This is a genomic window from endosymbiont of Riftia pachyptila (vent Ph05) (assembly GCF_000224455.1).
GTDB lineage: Bacteria > Pseudomonadota > Gammaproteobacteria > Chromatiales > Chromatiaceae > Endoriftia > Endoriftia persephonae.
Genome location: NZ_AFOC01000003.1, coordinates 22,104 through 40,860 on the forward strand (window position 1 = coordinate 22,104; position 18,757 = coordinate 40,860).

13 protein-coding genes are annotated in these 18,757 nt (G+C 59.5%); 4 read left to right on the top strand and 9 right to left on the bottom strand.

Annotation, left to right across the window (positions count from 1 at the left end; translation table 11 throughout):
• Positions 1-88: 88 nt before the first annotated feature.
• From RIFP1SYM_RS00885 to RIFP1SYM_RS00915, 7 genes are all read right to left on the bottom strand, one after another.
• Positions 89-544 (bottom strand): MSCRAMM family protein, encoded by a 456-nt coding sequence (locus RIFP1SYM_RS00885; RefSeq protein WP_005958626.1) that lies wholly within the window; start codon positions 542-544, stop codon positions 89-91.
• Positions 532-2,730, bottom strand: a complete 2,199-nt coding sequence (locus RIFP1SYM_RS00890) for a hypothetical protein (protein ID WP_139042021.1) — start codon at positions 2,728-2,730, stop codon at positions 532-534. The genes RIFP1SYM_RS00885 and RIFP1SYM_RS00890 overlap by 13 nt, the downstream gene beginning before the upstream one ends.
• 422 nt (positions 2,731-3,152) lie before the next feature.
• Positions 3,153-3,746 (bottom strand): hypothetical protein, encoded by a 594-nt coding sequence (locus RIFP1SYM_RS00895; protein WP_139042022.1) that lies wholly within the window; start codon positions 3,744-3,746, stop codon positions 3,153-3,155.
• A 51-nt stretch (positions 3,747-3,797) separates the two neighbouring features.
• Positions 3,798-4,556, bottom strand: a complete 759-nt coding sequence (locus RIFP1SYM_RS00900; RefSeq protein ID WP_006474869.1) for a fimbrial biogenesis chaperone — start codon at positions 4,554-4,556, stop codon at positions 3,798-3,800.
• Positions 4,557-4,783: 227 nt separating this feature from the next.
• Entirely contained in the window at positions 4,784-5,266 is a 483-nt protein-coding gene (locus RIFP1SYM_RS00905; protein WP_139042023.1) for a DUF4402 domain-containing protein, read from the bottom strand.
• Positions 5,267-5,328: 62 nt separating this feature from the next.
• The gene (locus RIFP1SYM_RS00910; protein ID WP_039959482.1) at positions 5,329-5,760 is read right to left on the bottom strand and encodes a DUF4402 domain-containing protein; all 432 of its coding nucleotides are present in this window, start codon (positions 5,758-5,760) and stop codon (positions 5,329-5,331) included.
• A gap of 485 nt (positions 5,761-6,245) precedes the next feature.
• Positions 6,246-7,625 carry a sigma-54 dependent transcriptional regulator gene (locus tag RIFP1SYM_RS00915; RefSeq protein ID WP_050798678.1) on the bottom strand — a complete coding sequence of 460 codons (1,380 nt, stop codon included), beginning with the start codon at positions 7,623-7,625 and terminating at the stop codon, positions 6,246-6,248.
• A gap of 769 nt (positions 7,626-8,394) precedes the next feature.
• On the opposite strand from RIFP1SYM_RS00915, the gene RIFP1SYM_RS00920 reads away from it, so the two are divergent.
• Positions 8,395-9,624 (top strand): S1 family peptidase, encoded by a 1,230-nt coding sequence (locus tag RIFP1SYM_RS00920; RefSeq protein WP_005958632.1) that lies wholly within the window; start codon positions 8,395-8,397, stop codon positions 9,622-9,624.
• 101 nt (positions 9,625-9,725) lie between these two features.
• Here RIFP1SYM_RS00920 and RIFP1SYM_RS00925 read toward each other — a convergent pair whose 3' ends face one another.
• Positions 9,726-12,836 (bottom strand): efflux RND transporter permease subunit, encoded by a 3,111-nt coding sequence (locus RIFP1SYM_RS00925; protein WP_005958633.1) that lies wholly within the window; start codon positions 12,834-12,836, stop codon positions 9,726-9,728.
• Positions 12,833-14,014 carry an efflux RND transporter periplasmic adaptor subunit gene (locus RIFP1SYM_RS00930; protein WP_039959484.1) on the bottom strand — a complete coding sequence of 394 codons (1,182 nt, stop codon included), beginning with the start codon at positions 14,012-14,014 and terminating at the stop codon, positions 12,833-12,835. Before RIFP1SYM_RS00930 ends, RIFP1SYM_RS00925 begins: the two co-directional genes overlap by 4 nt.
• A gap of 192 nt (positions 14,015-14,206) precedes the next feature.
• Between RIFP1SYM_RS00930 and RIFP1SYM_RS00935 the strand changes: the two genes are divergently transcribed.
• From RIFP1SYM_RS00935 to pdxA, 3 genes are read left to right on the top strand one after another with little or no spacing between them, the layout of a single operon-like run.
• Complete coding sequence (locus RIFP1SYM_RS00935; protein ID WP_240991984.1) at positions 14,207-16,447, top strand: LPS-assembly protein LptD; 2,241 nt, start codon at positions 14,207-14,209, stop codon at positions 16,445-16,447.
• 6 nt (positions 16,448-16,453) lie between these two features.
• Positions 16,454-17,752 (top strand): peptidylprolyl isomerase, encoded by a 1,299-nt coding sequence (locus RIFP1SYM_RS00940; protein WP_005958636.1) that lies wholly within the window; start codon positions 16,454-16,456, stop codon positions 17,750-17,752.
• Positions 17,749-18,744 carry a 4-hydroxythreonine-4-phosphate dehydrogenase PdxA gene (pdxA, locus tag RIFP1SYM_RS00945; protein WP_039959489.1) on the top strand — a complete coding sequence of 332 codons (996 nt, stop codon included), beginning with the start codon at positions 17,749-17,751 and terminating at the stop codon, positions 18,742-18,744. The genes RIFP1SYM_RS00940 and pdxA overlap by 4 nt, the downstream gene beginning before the upstream one ends.
• Positions 18,745-18,757: the final 13 nt, after the last annotated feature.

Sequence of the window (18,757 nt, forward strand, 5' to 3'; positions counted from 1 at the left end):
TCGGACTCAGATCTGACCTGGCAGCGACGCAAGGCCTGAGCAGTCGATGTACGAAGCTCACTCCTCGAACAAAGGATTTCCCCTCAAATCAGGGAGATGCCGTCATGCGCAGCTTGAAATCAATACCGCTGATCACATCACCATCAGGGGCAATCGTCAGCTTGATCTCCCGAGAGGCCTCGAACGACAGCTGGCGCGCCTGTTCCGGTGAGACCCGCACCCGATAATCCCCCGGAAAGACGCCGCTAAAGAGATAAAATCCGTCATAGGCTGTACGCTCAACCGCGACCACCTTGCCCTCTCTGTTCAGCAATTCAATATCAACGTTAGACAGCTCTTTAGTGCTCCCCCCATCAATCAGTAACACACTTCCATCAATCTCACCGGTTGGAGTAAACGGGAAATCAACCCGCGTTGCGTGTCCTGGTCTGGGAAACAGCACCACGCCTTTGTAGACGGGCATCAGGGAGGGGTCTTCAACACTGCCGAGGATCGGCATCACCTGAGTTGGCCGGTGCGGGGCAAGGCCGGTCAGCAGAAGCACTCCATATCATCGCTGAGCGCATCATCAGGCACGCCACCTCGACGAAAGCGGGTGCCGACGAGTGGGGTTTCCCCCTGATCAAACACCCCATTCATGTTTCTATCGATAAACACCGATGCCGACACAGCGCCATAACTGGCTCTTTTTTCAGGCCAGATAAACCAGCTCCCATGGCGTGGTTCCCGCCCCAGAGAGAGGCTCCAGGTCAGCCCGACGTTGAGTTTCTCGTCAGAGGAGTAGCTTGAACTCAGGGAGAGGGCAAAGTATTTGAATTTACGGTTCAGGCTCCCACCCAGACTGATCACGGAGGTATCGAAATTGTAGGAGAGATCGGCCCGTAGAGAGTAGCCATCCCCCACTCGCCAATCGAGGGTCCCGCTCAGCTGATCGAGCGAGACCCCAGGCGTCAGCAGCGCATAATCAAGCGTCCCACGCAGGCGAAAATCATTGTAACGACCGCTCGCCCGCAGGGCCCCATTCAGGCCGCTACTGTGGCCAGTTTGCTGGCCAGAATAGTAGTAGTCCAAGGTGTTCGTAAACGCTGTGTCGGCCCAGAAGAGAGACAACCGGTTGCCCACGTGGATTTCACTGTTGCCAGAACGAAAACGATCCCAGCCAAAGGTGAGTGCGTAACGCAGATTGAAGGCATCGATATCTCCATCAAGACGAAAATCAGTATTCGATAGCAGCGGATCATCGCCCTCCATAACCCCGGTCTTCCGACTGGTAAAGTTGAAAAACTGATCATGGGAAAGCGTCAGGCTGAAGAGATCCTGCTGTGTCTGCAGATCGAGGCCCAGGGCTACCCCCCCAGCCGTCAGGTCATGCACCAGATCCACCCGAGAGAAGGCCCCCAGTAAACTGCCACGGGCATTCACTCCCAGGTAGTACCTACGCTCTCCATCTGCCAGCGGCAGGGTTGTGAAGGAACTACCAAGGGTCAGGTTATTGCTAATCCCTCGCTCATACTCCAGCGCCAGCTGATAAGCGCCCCGAGCACTGTCTCCACTATCCTTGCGCTCACCAAGCTCAACAACCCCCTCATCCTTCTGGTTGATTCCAACCTGAAACTGCTGCTCCCCGGGCCTTACCTGCCCCGCTCCCACGAGCACCCGACGTACCTCCTCCCGGCGCTGTCCCTGAGGGCCGTAAAAGACCAGTTTCATGTGATTGTTGCCGGGTAGCAGAGGCACATCGAGAAACTCATAACGACCATCAGACCGTGAAATCTGGGAATCGAGCAGTTCGCCGTTACGATAGAGTTCAACCTCCCAGCCCTGAAGCAGTTCCCCGGTAAGGTGAGTCTTGCTGAACTCGGTTGGATGGTTGAGCGGCATACTCGACAGCGTCAGGCCGCGTCCTGAGCCACTGCCGGACACCAACGCCATAGAGGGCGAGTAGACATCTCCCAGCGCCACACTGGTCACTCCCAAATGCTCGCCAAACACCCTACCCTCGGGGTCCTTCCGCGAAAGTGTCAGACGCACATTCGATATGGCATCGTTCTCATTGCCTGAGACATAGAGTTTGCCATTCATCCACAGCAGATCGCCGGTTGCCAACATATTAAAGTGAGCCGCATTGCTGGCGGGCTGCCCCTTTACCCCGCGATGCGCCAACGAACCAGAGAGATCGATCAACGGCACCTCCACGGCTTCAAACACATCCGGCAGATAGGGCAGTTGCAACTCATCGCCAGCCTCCCACTTCCGCCCCAGCATCTGCCGACGCATCTGCCGCTGCGCACGTTGCTGGAAGGGCAACGCTTCATCAGGCTCCAGTTTTAGCCGCAGGGAGGCCAGATCCACTGAAAGTCGCAGCGGCAGCCACTGCTGCAGCAAACTGCTATGCACATAGATCTCATGTTGGTGCAACTCCACCAGATTGCGGTTGAGTTTGTGGACTCTTCCATCCACCCGCACCTCGCCCCGCGCATAGTCCAAATCAAACTGGTGGCGCTCATCAATAAACCAGCCAGAGGCATGTCCTTCGGCTGCGGTAACCTGGATAGGAAACTCTACCGCGTAGAAGAAGTCGGAGAGGGGCAGCAGCACACCTGACGGCACGAGATAGCCAAGCAAGCCGTCACTCAACACGGTTCGCCCCACAACCAGCTGCAGGATCAGTTCATCCTCAGCAGGGCGGCTTGTTGGCTCGAGTGAGACCTCCGCATCAGGCACAACCATCGCAGTGCTGTTCAGCTCCTGAGGCGGATGGCCCCGAGTCAGAGCCGGTTCTCCACTCACTTTCTGGGCTGAACCCGCAGCGCCAACATCCGCTCGCCGGGCAGGATGTCCGTCGTCCACACCCCCAGGCGGCCCCTGTTTGGCAGGAAGGTCAGGCTCCCACCTCCTGCCTGGCTGATCCGTAATGCGGCTGACATCTCGGCGATGGGTGAACTGATGATCTGCAAAGACATCCGGCAAGTAGGCAAATTGACGCCCGGCAGGCCCTGGCTTGGGTGAGTCTATCGGCACATTTGCCTCCACCGCCGCAGGGCTTGGAGCTGTCGAGGGTAGCACCGGTGCAGACAGAGAGCGCCCAGGCGGTAGATTATCGGCCTCTCCAGCCGGTGGGGCGTCGCTGCCTCCATCACCCAAAGGATGACTCACGGACAGGGGACGTTTCCATCATCAACCTCCGTCGGCCGGGACACAGGCCCCTCAAGCAGTGCCTCCCTGTGGCGCCTGACGGGTAACTGATTAGACACCAGTCTGACCTGCGCGGCATCTAGATCGACTGAGAGATGCAGCGAAAACCACTGCTGCAGCTGGCTAGGATGCACAAAGATGTCGTCCAGATGCAGTTCGACCCGCTCCCGTTCCAGCCTGAAACGCCGCCCATCCACCCATACCAGACCCTGACTGTAGTCAAGTTCAAAACGCTGTGGCGGTTCGCCAAACCAGCCTTCAGCACGCCCTGCGCGGGAGCTGACCTGGATCGGATAGCCCATCGCATAACTGATTCCGGAAAGCGGCAGCAGGAGTTCCCCCTGATGCAGATAGCCGATCAGGCCATCACTCAGCACTCCTTTGTCATCCACCAAGCGTAAAATCCGGGCATCACCGTCGACAGGTGCCGGCGTTTCCAGCCTGGATGGTATGTTCAGCTGGTCACTGCTTAATCCATCCTCCTCCAAGGGTGGCGTGCTGGTCGAAGAGAAGACAAACAGAAGCACAACAGCACCGGCGGCAAGCAGCACCACCCCCTCTACGAGCCCGGATCTGGTATTGAGATTGAACAAGCGGGCGGGTCAATGAATTGTCAACTCAGCGGCTGCCTTAACTCCCTGTCTGCCAGTCTCTGTAAACTCAGCCCTCAAAACCCCATCCCGCAGTCTTTCTGAGCCCATCTCCTGCAATGGCACGATGATTGACCGTTTTTGCAACGGCGTATAGACAGCCACTCCCTTGATGTAACCGACCAAACGCCTCTCCCCCTGCCGCGGTTGGTGATAGACATTGATGCTTCCGTAGAGTGAACGGTTGCCCTGCCGGTGCAGGTTCAGCGCAATTCGCGACCGCGGCTTTTTCCTGTCCGGGGGCAGGTATTTGAGCGCCTTCAGTTCGAGAGACGCATCGAGCATGCCGTGACGCGCAATCACAGGGATGGTTATTGAGTGGCGCGCCACCATCCGCACCTTCACCCCTCCCCGATTATCAGCAAGCTGCTCCACGTCGGTGCCTGCCATGGCGTCGGGAAGCTCCTCAATAGTCAGGTGCGAACGGTATTCACCCGGTTCCAGGTCACGCGGCTTGCGCAGCAACAGTCGCACCGATTGCATCTTGCCAGGCCCCAACGTCATCCTCCGTGGCGAATAGCGCAACAGCGTGGAGGAGGTTTTCTCTGCCTCAGTCGGGTCATCGACTACATCCAGGTGACCCGTGTTTGTCATCCGCATCTCCTGGAAATAGATCTTATAGGTCGCGGCACGATCCCCCCGGTTAATCACCAGCAGTTCCGCACTGCGTTTACGTCCATCGAACACCACCCGTTTGGGGTCAACAGCCATAGCCCCTGCATAAGCAGTCAAAGGCAGTACAAAACTGACCAAAGCAGTGAGTAAAACCCAATTAAGCAGCATACAAAGGGGAACCGTACGACCGGTCATGCCTGTCACCTCTTTCAATAGCATTCAGTTAAATGCTGAAGGATAACCATTCCCAGAAGAACAATACGCGAACAGTTCGAAAAAAAGTAATCAGGTGACACAAAGCGCCGCAGCATCACTTAGGGCATCTACATATAATCAGCACTGATCCTATAGTGGCAGGTGTAGCTGCCTTCAGCAGAGGGCTTCACCAGTACTGCGCCCGTGACATCAAGAGTCAATGGCAGCGTCACCTGCTGCAGATAGGGAGTGACACTCTGAAGGTTCACCGCATCGTTAGGGCCATCACACCCGTCTGTATCTATACCACTCTGGACCAGTACTACCTCTCCCTCATCCCCATCAATGCTGAAACTGCCTGGATGGGCGCCCGACAGGTAGAATCCATCACCAAAGTTGATGTCGACCCCTCCATCTCTGCTGATTTCAAACAGAGTATCACTGCTACCACGAACCACGGTGCCGAAATCCATATCCTGGGTGTTGCTGATCGTAAGCGGCAGGATTGGCTCCGCATCAACACCAAAATCACCGACTGACCAGGCCGAATCCCAGACGAACAGTGCACAGATGGGCAAGGCCATCAACAAGCCATTTTGACCGCGACTCATGACAAGCCCATCCCGTTCGGCGACCGGGACACCAGACCGGGTGGACCAGCAATTCCCTCTCACTATTCGTAGTTGGCCGTAACACTGAAGGTGCAGTTGTATACTCCCTGAGCACCAACAAGAACAGTAAGAGTGCCGCCAACCAATACATCGGCTTTGTTGGCTTCGTTAAAGACGGTCGGATTGTCTGCATCTGTCGCCAGTGACAGGGTCACCAGTGTCTGAGTGCCACAATTTGCATTCGGGTCAACAGAAAAAGCAAAGCTTTCGCCGCTGTTTCCGTAGATAGTGAAATCATGCGTGTCACTATAGACATCACCAACACCACTGCTGGGAGCTATAACGCTGCCGCCAAAATCCATATGATCAATGGTTGAAATTGTTAGCGGTTGCAACACATTGATGGAGGCGGTACCTGTCGCATCCACCGCGACAGTTTGCCCGGAGAAAACAGCTACCCAGAAGAGTGTTGCTCCAACGATAATTTTTTTCATTTTGTATCTCCTTTGAGGCCTTGGCTTCAGCCTCACTACTACTCTAGTCTCACTTGCCATTAGCAAACATCGCGCCAATCAAAAGCAGGAGGCTAACTTTCAATGACTTGCAACATCTGCAGCTAAGGTATTTTTTCCAGTTTCACGCTAGGGAATCAAATTCGTATTCATAAAACCGCTACTACGCCCTATCCTGAGCCAACTACGGCACACTCCCCCTCGAAGCACAGGGAGATATGTCAAGAAAAGGCATGACTATTCAGCCCTCTCTCAAGAGAGGCCTAAAAGTAGGAGCAGTGCCCTCGCGGCGATTGCAAACGTTTGATTTAAAGCTGTTTCACGGTAAAGGCGCCGCTCCTACGACAGGCAGGGTACTGGATAGTTATGGAAAGGCTTTGATTAGGGGCCTCTGAATGAAACTGGTCGAGTAGATCAGCCATTGTTGGCTTTCACCCTCCCAGCTTGGAAATTCTGGGATAGGGAGTTCAGCTCAACAGGCCGCTATCGCCTTCGATTCCTGACGGATCCGATGGGATCTGGTGCTTCTCCAGCAGACGATAGAGGGTACGACGGGAAGTCCCCAGCAACTTGGCAGCATGGGAAACAGTGTAACCAGTCTCAGCCAAAGCCTGGCGAATGGCGCGCTTCTCCGCTTGGGCCCGAGCCTCATCTAGGGAGTGGATCCGCCGCCCCTGCGACTCATCATCCCCCAGCCCCAGATCGAAGACAGAGATCTCCGACCCTTCAGAAAGAATCGCTGCCCGATGCACCCTATTGATAAGCTCACGGACATTTCCGGGCCAGCGATGATCGTTCATCGCCCGGATTGCCGCCTCACTGAATCCGTTCACATGACGCACCAGATCACTATCGAGCGTCGACAAGAAATGCCTGGCAAGCACCTCCACATCCCCCTTCCGCTCACGCAAGGGAGGCACAGTTACTGGTAACACGTTGATCCGGTAATAGAGATCCTCGCGGAAACGACCATCCGCCACCGCCTTCTCCAGATCCACATGGGTGGCCGCCACAACCCGCGCATCGATATGAATCTTGCTGGTGCTGCCAAGCCGCCGAATCGTCTGTTCCTGCAGGAAACGCAGCAAATGCGCTTGGATCTCTAGGGGAAGATCGCCGATCTCGTCGAGAAAAAGGGTGCCACCGTGAGCCGCCTCAATAAGCCCGATCTTGCGCTTGGCAGCACCGGTGAAGGCGCCCTTTTCGTGGCCAAACAGCTCCGACTGGATTAGTGAAGGGGGAATTGCGCCGCAGTTGACCTCGATACAGGGGCCGCTGGCGCGCACCGAGTGGGCATGGATCGCCTGCGTGGTGAGCTCTTTGCCGGTGCCACTCTCACCATTGATCAGCACTGGCAGATCAGTCTCGGAGACCTTGTAGATCAGCGCAAACAGTTTGCTGATCGCCTTGCTGCGGCCGATGATCTTGAAATCAATCTCTTCGGTGCCCGGCTCGTGGCGCATACTGCGCCGCAATTCGGCCATACCGTGGGCGTGGCCAAGCACCTCATGAAAGCGCTCGGGGTTGATCGGCAGGGTGTAGAAGTCGAAGAAGCTGCGCGCGATCAGCGAGCGTAACTCGTTATCATCCATGTCATCATGGTTGATAACCGCAATCCAGGAGACAGAGCCTGAGACCCGCGCCACATGCCCCCAAGCCTTGGCGATTTCACCCCAATCACACTGATCACAGTAGAGCAGTCCAACGGTGCAGTGATGCCTGCGCACCAGCTTCGGCAGGTCATCCAGATTATCGGCTCTAACTAGGTTCCAGCCGTAGAGCTCCAAGCCATCAAACGGCGTCCTGTCACCTACGGATACAACCAGGGCATTCCGCTCCTTCAGCATCCTTTCTGCCCCTTTAATCACTTCAGCTTCAAGTAACAACGCTTACAACCCGTCCATCCTAAAAAATAATCATGTTCCTACAAGGATTTTCCTCCCACGTCGTGAACAGGGTCACCGAACCCCCCCTACAATCTCCGCGAGGTGAATTATAGTTCTACTCAAAGCCATCTACAGGCCATTTATCGAGCTCATCACCCGCCTGGCGTGCCACTTCTGTCACAAAAACAGGGGGCAATTGCCAATTATGACACAGCAATTCCTGTTCCAACCTTGTATTCATGACAAGAACAATGATCGCTCAGCTTTTCTCCCCCAACAGAATGCTTACAGCAACACAACACATACAGACATCTGGCGCTTAATTTGCGTGGAATTTATCAAAAGTTTTTTGACAACTTCGGATAACGGAATTCAATAACGGGGAGCGGCAGGCTACAACTTTGATGGCATCACCATCCCGGTTGGCGGTATTGGCGGTGGCACCTGGGAGATCTTCATCGACCTGGCGTCAACAGCACCTGTGCCAATGCGCAGTGCCAACCGGCACCACCGACTTTGGCAACAATGGCTTCTGGTCGATGATCAACAACCGGGGCTTTTTTATGCCTGATGCAAAGCCAGCGCCTGCTCACACGACACCGTGGAAAAAGGCCAAAAGAAACGAGACACCCCTCACACTAAAACCCCGGCCGTTTCGGTTTGCGCCGAGCTTTTCTGTAGATTAGGCCAAGATCAAAACAGTCACAGGGTTAGAAGGGGGGGCTGACTTGTGAGGATACTGACTCTATTGATGATGGCGGTGATGCTGCAGGCCTGCTCCATCGCACGTACCAAGACCGCCGACCTGATGCCCGACACCACGCCAGGCATCCTCTACCCGGTCGACGGCACCATCACCATCTACGTGCCCAAGAAAGAGTACGACGAGCAGATACGTCTGCAGCTCAGCCGCTCCGCTGAGTTTATTCACCATCCGGGGCAGGATCTGAAGCAGGCTGCCGTGATCATCGCGAAAAAATATTTCCGCAAGGCGCAGGCACTCTCTCTGGAGAAGCCGACCCAGTACCTGCTAAAACTCTCGGGTGATGCCTTCATCGACCACCTCAACGTCTACCACACTACCATCGACGCCGAGCTCTACACCCAGGATGGCGAACTGGTCGACCGGCGCAAGATTGAGCAAGGCGCCATCTCGACCCTGATCACCGACGAAAACGCCTTCTACAACGCCTACTCCGAGGCGATGGTCAACTACTTCGATGAGCTGTTCCGCGAACGCGGCCAGCGTATGCTCAACTATCTCGCACAGCAGCCGCCAAAGCCGCTCAGCTTCGAAGACCTCACCAGTAAGAAGGGGCTTGAGCTGATCTCCACCGCCAGCGGCTTCTTCCTCAACCACTCGGGGCAGGTGCTGGCCAGCAACGAGCAGGTTGCCGGGTGCCTCACCATCAGCATTCTGAAGGATGGTAAGGAGCATCGCGCCAGGCTAAAGTTCAACCACAAGCTGAGCGACATCGCGGTACTGGAGACCGGCCTGAAAACCAAAAACCATGCCCGCTTCATCAATAACGACCTCTCGGTACGGCTCGGCGAGGAGATGCTCAGCGTCGGCTATCCGCTACCAGAGATCCTCCACCAGCCAATCAATCTCAACGGCGGCAGCATCAGCGCCCTGACCGGCATCCGCGGCGATGGCCGACTGTTTCAGGTCACCCTGCCGGTGCAACCCGGCAACAGCGGCAGTCCGATGCTCGACCGCAACGGTCTGGTCACCGGCATCCTGCAGAGCAATGAGATCGCGCTGCGCCAGGCCGACTACAGCGGTGCACTCGCCCCCAACGTCCACTTCGCCCTCAAGGCAAAAGAGATCAAGAAACTGTTGAAAACCAACCAAATCAAGTTTTTTACCCGCAACTCCTACGAGACCCGCTACAAAAAGCGCCCAGATATCGCCGAGTACGCAGCAAAGTTTACCGTGCAGGTGATCTGCCGCGGCTGAGCTGCCGGGGCTCCGTGTACGACACCCCGACAAATCACAACTAATCAAACCGCACGGATATAGGGTGGCCCGTGGCCGCCGAATGTCGGGCAGGGCCCGGCCTATGACGACGCATCACGACCCATCGCCCCCCGCAGATCATCCGCAATCAGGTAGAAACAGGGCAGCGTCAGCAGGATCAACCCGGTGGCGAACAGCAACCCAAACCCCAGGCTCACCGCCATCGGCGCGAGAAACGCGGTCTGCCCGGTGGCGAAAAAGATCAGCGGTGAGATGCCAAGAAAGGTGGTGATGGTGGTCAGCAGGATCGGCCGGATCCGCACCCTGCCCGCCTCTACCAGCGCCGCCTTGCGCTCCCAGCCCTTGCGCCGCAATCGCTTGGCGAAGTCGATCAGGATCAGCGAATCGTTGACCACGATGCCGGTCAACGCGAGAAAGCCGATCAACGAGAGAAACTGTAGATGGAAGCCGAACAGTTGATGCCCCACCACCACGCCGATAAAACCGAACGGGATCGCGAACATCACCACCAACGGATCGAGCAGTGATTTGAACAGCGCCGCCAGGATGAAAAAGATCACCGCCAACGCAATCACCAGCGCCCGCTTCATGCCGGCGATCGATTCCTCCGCCTTCTTCTTCTCACCGAGGAAGATCAGCTTGTAGCCTTCCGGCAACGCGGTGAACTCAGCCTTCACCTGCGCAATCACCTTATTCGGCGTGGTGATCTCTGAATCGACCTCGGCGGTGATGGTGGCCAGCCGCTGCAGGTCGCGCCGGTTGATGCTATTGAAGCCCCGCGCCTGCTCGATCTGCGCCACATCCCCCAGATAGACCGTGTGACCATCCTCCAGGGTAATCGGCAGCCGCTCCAGCGCTGCCGCATCATGACGCAGCGCATCAGGATAGATCAGCCGCACCGGGATACGCTTGTCGTTCCAACTGACGTGAAGCACCTTAAGGCCAAGAAAACCGGTGCGCACCGCATCCGCCAGCTGCTGCTGGGTCAGCCCCAGACGCCGCCCGCGCTCGTTCAACGCATAACGATACTCCAGCTTGCCCGGGTCCATATCCTGGCGCACATCGGAACTACCGGGCAGCCGCTCGATAAAGCTGCGGATCTGCTCCGCCTGCTCGCGCAGCACCGCCACCTCGCTACCCACCACACCGATCTCAATATCCGCCCCGGCCGGCCCACCCTGAGGACGCAGCACCGACATGCGGCGGATCCCCGGAATCCCTGCCAGACGTTCGCGCAGCTGATCGATCACCTCCGGCGAACTGCGCTCACGACTCCCCTCCCAGGCAAACTTCAGGCTTACTGCCGGGGCGATCCAGCGCTCGATAAAACCCTGCGGCCGCTGCTTCTTCAGATCGACGATCAGCTGAATATAACGGCTGCCGAAGCGCACCCTGTGGAAGTCGATAAACATGACGCCAACGTTGGTCAGCAGAGTATCCAGCTCATCCTCATCCAGAGTCGCGTAGATCTCCCGCTCCAGCCGCGCCGCCAGCCGTGAGGTCTCCTCGATGCTATAGGTGCTGGGGGTCTCAACATTGATAAAAAACTGCCCCACATCCACATGGCCAAACAGCAGGAACGGGATACGGGTGGCAGCGAAGGCGATGGTCAGCGCAAGAATGCCGATACTGAGCATCGCCACCGGATAGCGGTAGTCGAGGCTCCAGCGCAGCAGGCGCGTATAGCGCTGGTTCAGCGCCGCCCAATCGATACGCCCCTGGCGCCGCTCTCTGGCCCGGGTCAGCCACTCCTTGGCATGGGAGGGCAACACACCAAACGCCTCCAGCATCGAACCAACCAACGAGGCGGTTACCACCACCGGGATCACTGCAATGAAGGCCCCCATGGTGCCTCCCACCGCGAACATCGGCATGAAGGCGGCGATGGTGGTGGTGGTGGAAGCGACCACCGGCCAGAACACCTCCTTGGTGCCGATGCGCGCCGCCACCGCCGGACTCTTGCCCATCTCCAGGTGGCGATAGATATTCTCGTTGACGATGATCGCGTCGTCCACAATCAGCCCCAGGGCGATCAGGAAGGCGAACAGCGACACCATGTTGATGCTGTAGTCCAGATAGTGGAGCAGGATCACCGCCACCAGAAAGGAGACCGGGATGCCCAGCGCGGTGATAAAGGCGATACGGAAGTTGAGCATCAGATAGAGCGCCAGCAGCACCAGTGTCAGCCCCACCAGCCCGGAGGATTTGACCGTATCCAGGCGGGTCTTCACATACACCGAGAGATCGCTGAACAGCCCCAGATGCACCCCCACCGGCAGCTGCGGCTGGCGCTGCGCCACAAACTCACGCACCAGCCGCGCCACCTCGATGGTGGAACCTTCGCTGGTCTTGTTGATGGTCAGATTGACCGAGGGCTGGCCATTGAAGCGCCCCAGGGTCTGCACCTCTTCCAGGCGCAGCTCGACTTGGGCCAGATCCCCCAGCCGCAACTGGCCACCCGCCTCATTGCTGCGCAGCACCAGTGCCGCCATCTGCTGCGGATCGGGCGCCACGCCGATACCGCGCAGGCGGATGTCGCCGGTCTCGGATTTGAGCGTGCCGCCGGGCAGATCGCGCAGATTCTGTCGCAGCGCCCGGGCCAATTCGGCCAGCGCCACCCCTCGCGCCGCCAGCCGCTGCGGATCGACCACCACCCACAGCTCCCATTCCCGGTCCCCCGCCACCCCCACCGAGGCGACACCGGGGATCTCGATCAGCTCATCCTTGATCTGCTCAGCGATCTGGTAGAGCCGGCCACGGGCGATTTCGCCATACAGGCTCACCGAAATCACCGGGAAACGGGTCTCCAGCCGCGACAGCTCCGGCTCCTCCGCCTCCTCGGGCAGGTCATCCACCTGATCCAGGGCGTTCTGCGCCTTGCGCAGGAAGTCGTCCATATCGGCGCCGCTGTGCAGCTCCACCAAGATCGATGAGTTGCCCTCGTTGCTGGTGGAACTGATCACCTCGATATCCGCCAGGCCGTCGATCTCCTGCTCGATCGGCAGCGTCACCTGGCGCTCCACCTCCTCTGGCGAAGCCCCCTCGAACAGGGTGCGGATGTTGACCTTGTCCTGCTCCACCGTAGGGAACATCTCCCGCGGCATGGCATACCAGGACTGCACCCCGGCCAACAGCACCAGCGCCAGCAGCAGGTTGACGATCAGCGGGTTGCGGATGGCAAATTCAATCAAGGCGCCAACTCCAAACGCTCGGTCTCGACCGCCAGGCCGTCGCTCAGCACTTCCACATCCCGCGCCACCACCAGCTCACCGGGCTGCAGCCCTGCCTCGATCAGCTGCCAACCCTGATCAACAATCCCGGCCTCCACCGCACGCCGCTCCAGCCGCCCCTCATTCACCACAAACAGCCAGGCCTGCCCCGCCTCGCGCAGCAACGCCGAGACCGGCACCAGGATCGCGTCAGAGTAGCTCCGCAGCGGCAGCGCGACGCGCCCAAGCATGCCCGGCAGCAGCCCCGCTCCCGGCAGCTTCAGTCGAATCGGGTGGGTATGGGTGCGCGCATCGGGCACCGGCTGCAAAGCCACCAGCTCAGCCTGGCGCGGCCCATCCGGTAGCTCCACTGCCAGAGACTGCCCCAACCTCAGCACCGCTGCGATGTCGGTGCTCACCTCCAGCGACAACTCCAGATAGTCATCGCGAATCAGCTCCACCACCAGACTAGCGGGCTGCAGGTAGTCGCCCACCTCCACCTCTACCCGGTTGACCCGCCCATCAAACGGGGCGAGCAGCTGGCTGCGCTGCAGATTGCGCTCAGCCCGCGCTGCTGCCGCCTGTTGCTTGGCCAGCCGTGCCGTGCCACTGTCGATGCCAAAGCTCAGCCGCACCGCGTCACTCTCCAGCTTGAGCAGCTGCTGGCGTGCGCTGTCGCGGGTTGAGCCGGAGGCAAGGGAGTCCTGGCCCAATCGCTCCAGACGTTTGAACTCCCGCTCGGCCAGCTGCCGCTGCTGTTGCGCTAGCTTCAGCAGACGCTGATCACGTTCGATACCGGCACGAGTCTCCCGCAGCTGTGCCCGCGCCTCTGTCAGCGCATCACGGTAGTCGGCATCATCCAGGCGCAACAGCAGCTCCCCCTGTCGAACCCGCTGCCCCGGCTCGACCCGCCGCTCCAGCAGTTCGCCTTTGACCTCAAAACCGAGCCGCGCCAACTGCCAGGGCTGCAGCATGCCGGTCAGTTGCAGCTGCGGCTGCAGCGCCCGTTGCACCGCCTCGATCACCTCAACACGGCTCAGCACCACCGCGCTGAACTCGGCCTGCGGTCGGGGGCGCGTCTTCACCAAGCCAAACACCGCCACGATAGTGAGCACAAGAATCAGCAGGGTAAGAAGAAAACGGCGTCGAACAGATGCCACTTGGAACACTCTCCGCGTTGAAATCATTGAAGAATCGCCGATTCTATGCGACTTTATGCCGCCCATACTATATGTGGGGTCAGGGTGGTAAAGGATGCCTCGCCTCGGCTAGGGCTGTCAGGTTAGGCCCGAGACTCACCTGCGGAAATGACAAATCTCACTGCCCGCCATCCAATATCGAAACCACCCGGCATGAACCGACCAACCCTCCGACCACTGCTACCGTTCCTGGTTCACTGCCTATTGTGGACACCCACCATCCAGGCCGCAGGGGAGCGCATCGATCAGGGCATCGACTGGGACTACTGCGCCCACCCTGACCGAAAACAGCAGCTGCCGCCACCGCCTCTGCCAGCCGCCGCCCCCGACGCCACCCGCATCGAGGCCGATGCGCTGCAGCTCGACCAGCAGCGCAACACCACCTTGTTCCAGGGCAACGTCAAGGTGCGCCGCAACGAGGCCTACTTGGAGGCGCAGCAGGCGCTGCACCAGCGTGAGCAGAATCTGCTGGAACTGGAGGGGGATATCCTGCTCCAGCGACCCGGCCTGCGCGCCAGCGGAGAGCAGGGCCAGTTCGATCTGAACAGCGACCAGGGCTGGCTGGAGCAGGTAGAGTACCGTTTTCCCGAACGCAACGCCCGCGGCAACGCCAGCCGCGCCGAGTTCAACGGCGACAACCACTCCCGCTATGAAGACGTCAGCTACACCAGCTGCAGACCCGGACAAAGCGACTGGCAGCTGGAAGCAGAGAGTCTGGAACTCGATCGTGAGGAGGGGGTTGGCGTGGCGCGCCACGCCACGCTGAAGCTGGCCGGAGTGCCGGTTCTCTACGCCCCCTACTACTCTTTCCCCATCGACGACCGGCGTAAATCGGGCTTCCTCGCTCCTTCCCTGGGCAGCTCCAGCCGTGGCGGCACCGAGCTGACCACCCCCTACTACCTCAATCTGGCACCCGACTATGACGCCACCCTCTACCCGCGGCTAATGAGCAAACGTGGCCTGATGCTGGGCGGCGAACTGCGCTTTCTCGGCGCAGACTACAAGGGTCTGGTCGAAGCCGAATACCTCAACGACCAGGAAGACAACCGCCCCGGCCATCGCGGCGCCTTCAACCTGGAGTTCAACAATCAGTTTGCCCCTGGCTGGAGCAGCGAGATCCGCGCCAACGCGGTCAGCGACATCGACTACCTCACCGACTTCGGCAGCGGCCTGACGATCACCAGCAGCCGTCACATCGAACGCCGCGGCGAGCTCCGCTACCAGGACAGAAACTGGTCACTGCTGGCGCGCCTGCAAAACTTTCAGACAGTCGATCGCAGCATCGCCGCCACAGATCGCCCCTACGCCCGTCTGCCGCAACTGCGGGCCAACTATGCCAACGCGCTTTTTGACAACGCTAGTCTGCTCAATGTGCAGGCCGAGTATGTCTATTTCGACCACTCCGAAAAGGTGCGCGGCCACCGCCTGAGTCTATCACCCAGCATCAGTCTGCCGCTGCGTCGCAGCTGGGGACACCTGACCCCACGTTTCGCACTCAACCACGCCAGCTACCAACTGGACCAGAATAGCGGCAGCAACGACTCGCCCTCCTACACCAGCAGCAGCTTCAGCCTGGATGGCGGGCTGATCTTCGAGCGTGACAGCGACTGGTTCGGCCTGCCCGCCCAACAGACCCTGGAGCCGCGAATCCACTACCTCTACACGCCGTTCGAGGATCAAAGTGAGATCCCCAACTTCGACTCAGCCGAACTCGATCTGAGCTTCGCCAACCTGTTCCGTGACAACCGCTTCAGCGGCTCCGACCGGGTCGGTGATGCCAACCAACTCAGCCTTGGGCTCAGCTCACAGCTGCTGGAGCAGCGCAGCGGCCGCCAGCGACTGCGCGCCAGCATCGGCCAAATCTTCTACTTCCACGACCGCGAGGTGCAACTACCGGACGTCACCAGCGAAACCAACAGCGAATCGGCCATCGTCGGCGAACTCAGCGCCCAGCTCAGTAACCAGTGGAGCAGCTCCGCCACCCTGCGCTGGGATTCCAACCTGGAGGACGGGCGTTTCGACCGCGCCCGCGCCGCCATCCACTATAAGGATCGCGAACAGCACCTATTCAATCTCGGCTACAACTACCAACGCGACACCATCGAAGACGTCGACTTCTCCCTCTACTGGCCCTTCAGCTATAGGCTTACCGCCATCGCCGCCCTGAAACAGTCGCTACTCCACCGACGTAGCATGAACCAGGTGATCGGTCTGGACTACGGCGGGCGCTGCTGCTGGCGGCTGCGCGCTGTATTTCAGAGCTATGTCACCGACGCCGACGAGAAGGCAGATAAGCGCATAATGCTGCAGCTGGTACTCAACGGACTGGGTGCCTTCGGCCGTAGCGCCGAGCAGACCCTGAAAGATTCCATCTTCGGCTATCAACCAGAGTAAATACCGATGCGACCAACCCTCCACCCGCAGCACTTACTGACTGCCGTCCTGCTGATGCTGGCCAGCCTCGGCCTGCAGGCTAACGCCCTCGACGCCATCGTGGCGCTGGTCAATGACGACATCATCACCCGCAGCGAACTCAACAGCAGCGTTAGGGAGACCGCCGCGCAACTGACCCAGCAGGGTACCCAGCTGCCAAGCCAGGCGATCCTCGAACAGCAGGTGCTGGAGCGCATGATCACCAATCAACTGCAGCTGCAGACCGCCACCCGCCTCGGCATCACGGTCGACGACGCCACTCTGTCGCGAACCATCGCCAGCATCGCGCGTAACAACAACATCAGCCTCAACCGGCTGCGTGAGACCCTAGAGAGCGACGGCATCAACTTCACTCACTTCCGCGAGAAGCTGCGTCGCGAGATCATCATCAACCGTTTGCGCCAGAAAGAGGTGGTCAACCGCATCGTCATCACCGAACAGGATGTGCGGAGCCATATGGCGCGCGAGGCGGGTTCCAGCCGCCAACGCGCCGCCTTTCACATACAGCACATCCTTATCGCCACCCCCGAGGGGGCTGCGCCCGAGGATGTGCAGGCGGCACGCGGCAAGGCCGAACAGCTGGTCCTGGAACTGCGTGAAGGCGCCGACTTCAGCAGCACCGCGATCCGTGAGTCGGATGGCCGCCAGGCCCTTGAGGGGGGCGACCTGGGTTGGATAGAGGCAGCCCGGGTGCCCTCTATCTTCACCCACTTGATGGACCAGCTCGAACCCGGCGATATCAGCGACCCGGTGCGTAACGCTTCCGGCTTCCACATCATCAAGCTGGTCGAGGTCAGAGGCGCCAAGCGTCACCTGGTCAGCCAGACCCATGCCCGCCACATCCTGATCAACACCAACGAGATCGTCTCTGACTCCGAGGCAAAACGCCGTCTGCAGGGCCTGCGGGAGCGCATTCTTAACGGCGAGCCCTTTGAGCCGCTGGCGCGCGCCCATTCCGACGACAAGGCCTCGGCAATCAAGGGTGGCGACCTGGGCTGGCTCAATCCCGGCGACACGGTGCCAGCATTCGAGCAACAGATGGATACGCTGGCCGCCGGCGAGATCAGCGAACCCTTCAAATCCCCCTTCGGCTGGCACATCGTGCAACTGTTGGAGCGACGCAACCACGACAACACCGAGCAGATCGCCCGCGACAATGCACGCAAGTCGATCCGCAAGCAGAAGTCGGATGAGGCGATCGAGCTGTGGCTGCGCCGGCTGCGCGACGAGGCCTATGTGGAGATCCACCTGGAGCCACTCCCATGATGCTACCGCGCATCGCGCTCACCCCCGGCGAGCCCGCCGGCATCGGCCCCGATCTCTGCGTGATGCTGGCGCAGCAACCGATGGCGGGGCAGTTGGTGGCGGTGGCCGACCCGCAGCTGCTGCAGCGCCGCGCCGCGCTGCTCGGTCTGCCACTACAGATCACGCGCTTCGATCCACACACACCCGCCACCCCCAACCCCCCCGGCAGCCTACCGGTGCTGTCGGTGGCGCTGGCTCGGGAGGAGCAGTGCGGCCGGCTCGACAGCGCCAACTCGGGTTATGTTCTGGAGACTCTGCGGGTCGCCACCCAGCAGGCTCTCGATGGCCACTTTCAGGCACTGGTCACCGGCCCGGTACATAAAGGGGTGATCAACGAAGCGGGCCATCCATTTACTGGCCATACCGAATATCTGGCGCAGCTCTGCCAGAGCGAGGCGGTGATGATGCTTGCCACCGAGGGGCTGCGAGTGGCCCTGGCAACCACGCATCTGCCGCTCAGCCAGGTCAGCGCACAGATCACCCGCGAGCGTCTGGAGCGGGTAATCCGCACCCTGGTGCGGGATCTGAGCGGCAGCTGCGGTATCGCCCGACCACGCATCCTGGTCTGCGGCCTCAACCCCCACGCTGGCGAGGATGGCCATCTAGGGCGCGAGGAGATCGAGGTCATCGAACCGGTGCTTGAATCACTTCGAGCCGAGGGCATCAGGCTCACCGGCCCGCTGCCTGCAGACACTCTGTTCACCCAGAAGTATCTACGACGCGCCGATGTGGTGCTGGCGATGTATCACGACCAGGGTCTGCCGGTGCTCAAGCACATGGGGTTTGGTCAGGCGGTCAACATCACCCTGGGGCTACCGGTGGTGCGGGTCTCGGTCGATCACGGCACCGCCCTCGATCTGGCCGGTAGTGGCGATGCCAACCCCGGCAGTCTGCAGCAGGCGGTGGCGATGGCGATCCGCATGGCGGAGAACCGCATCCTCAGCATCAACTAAATAGACTCAACAG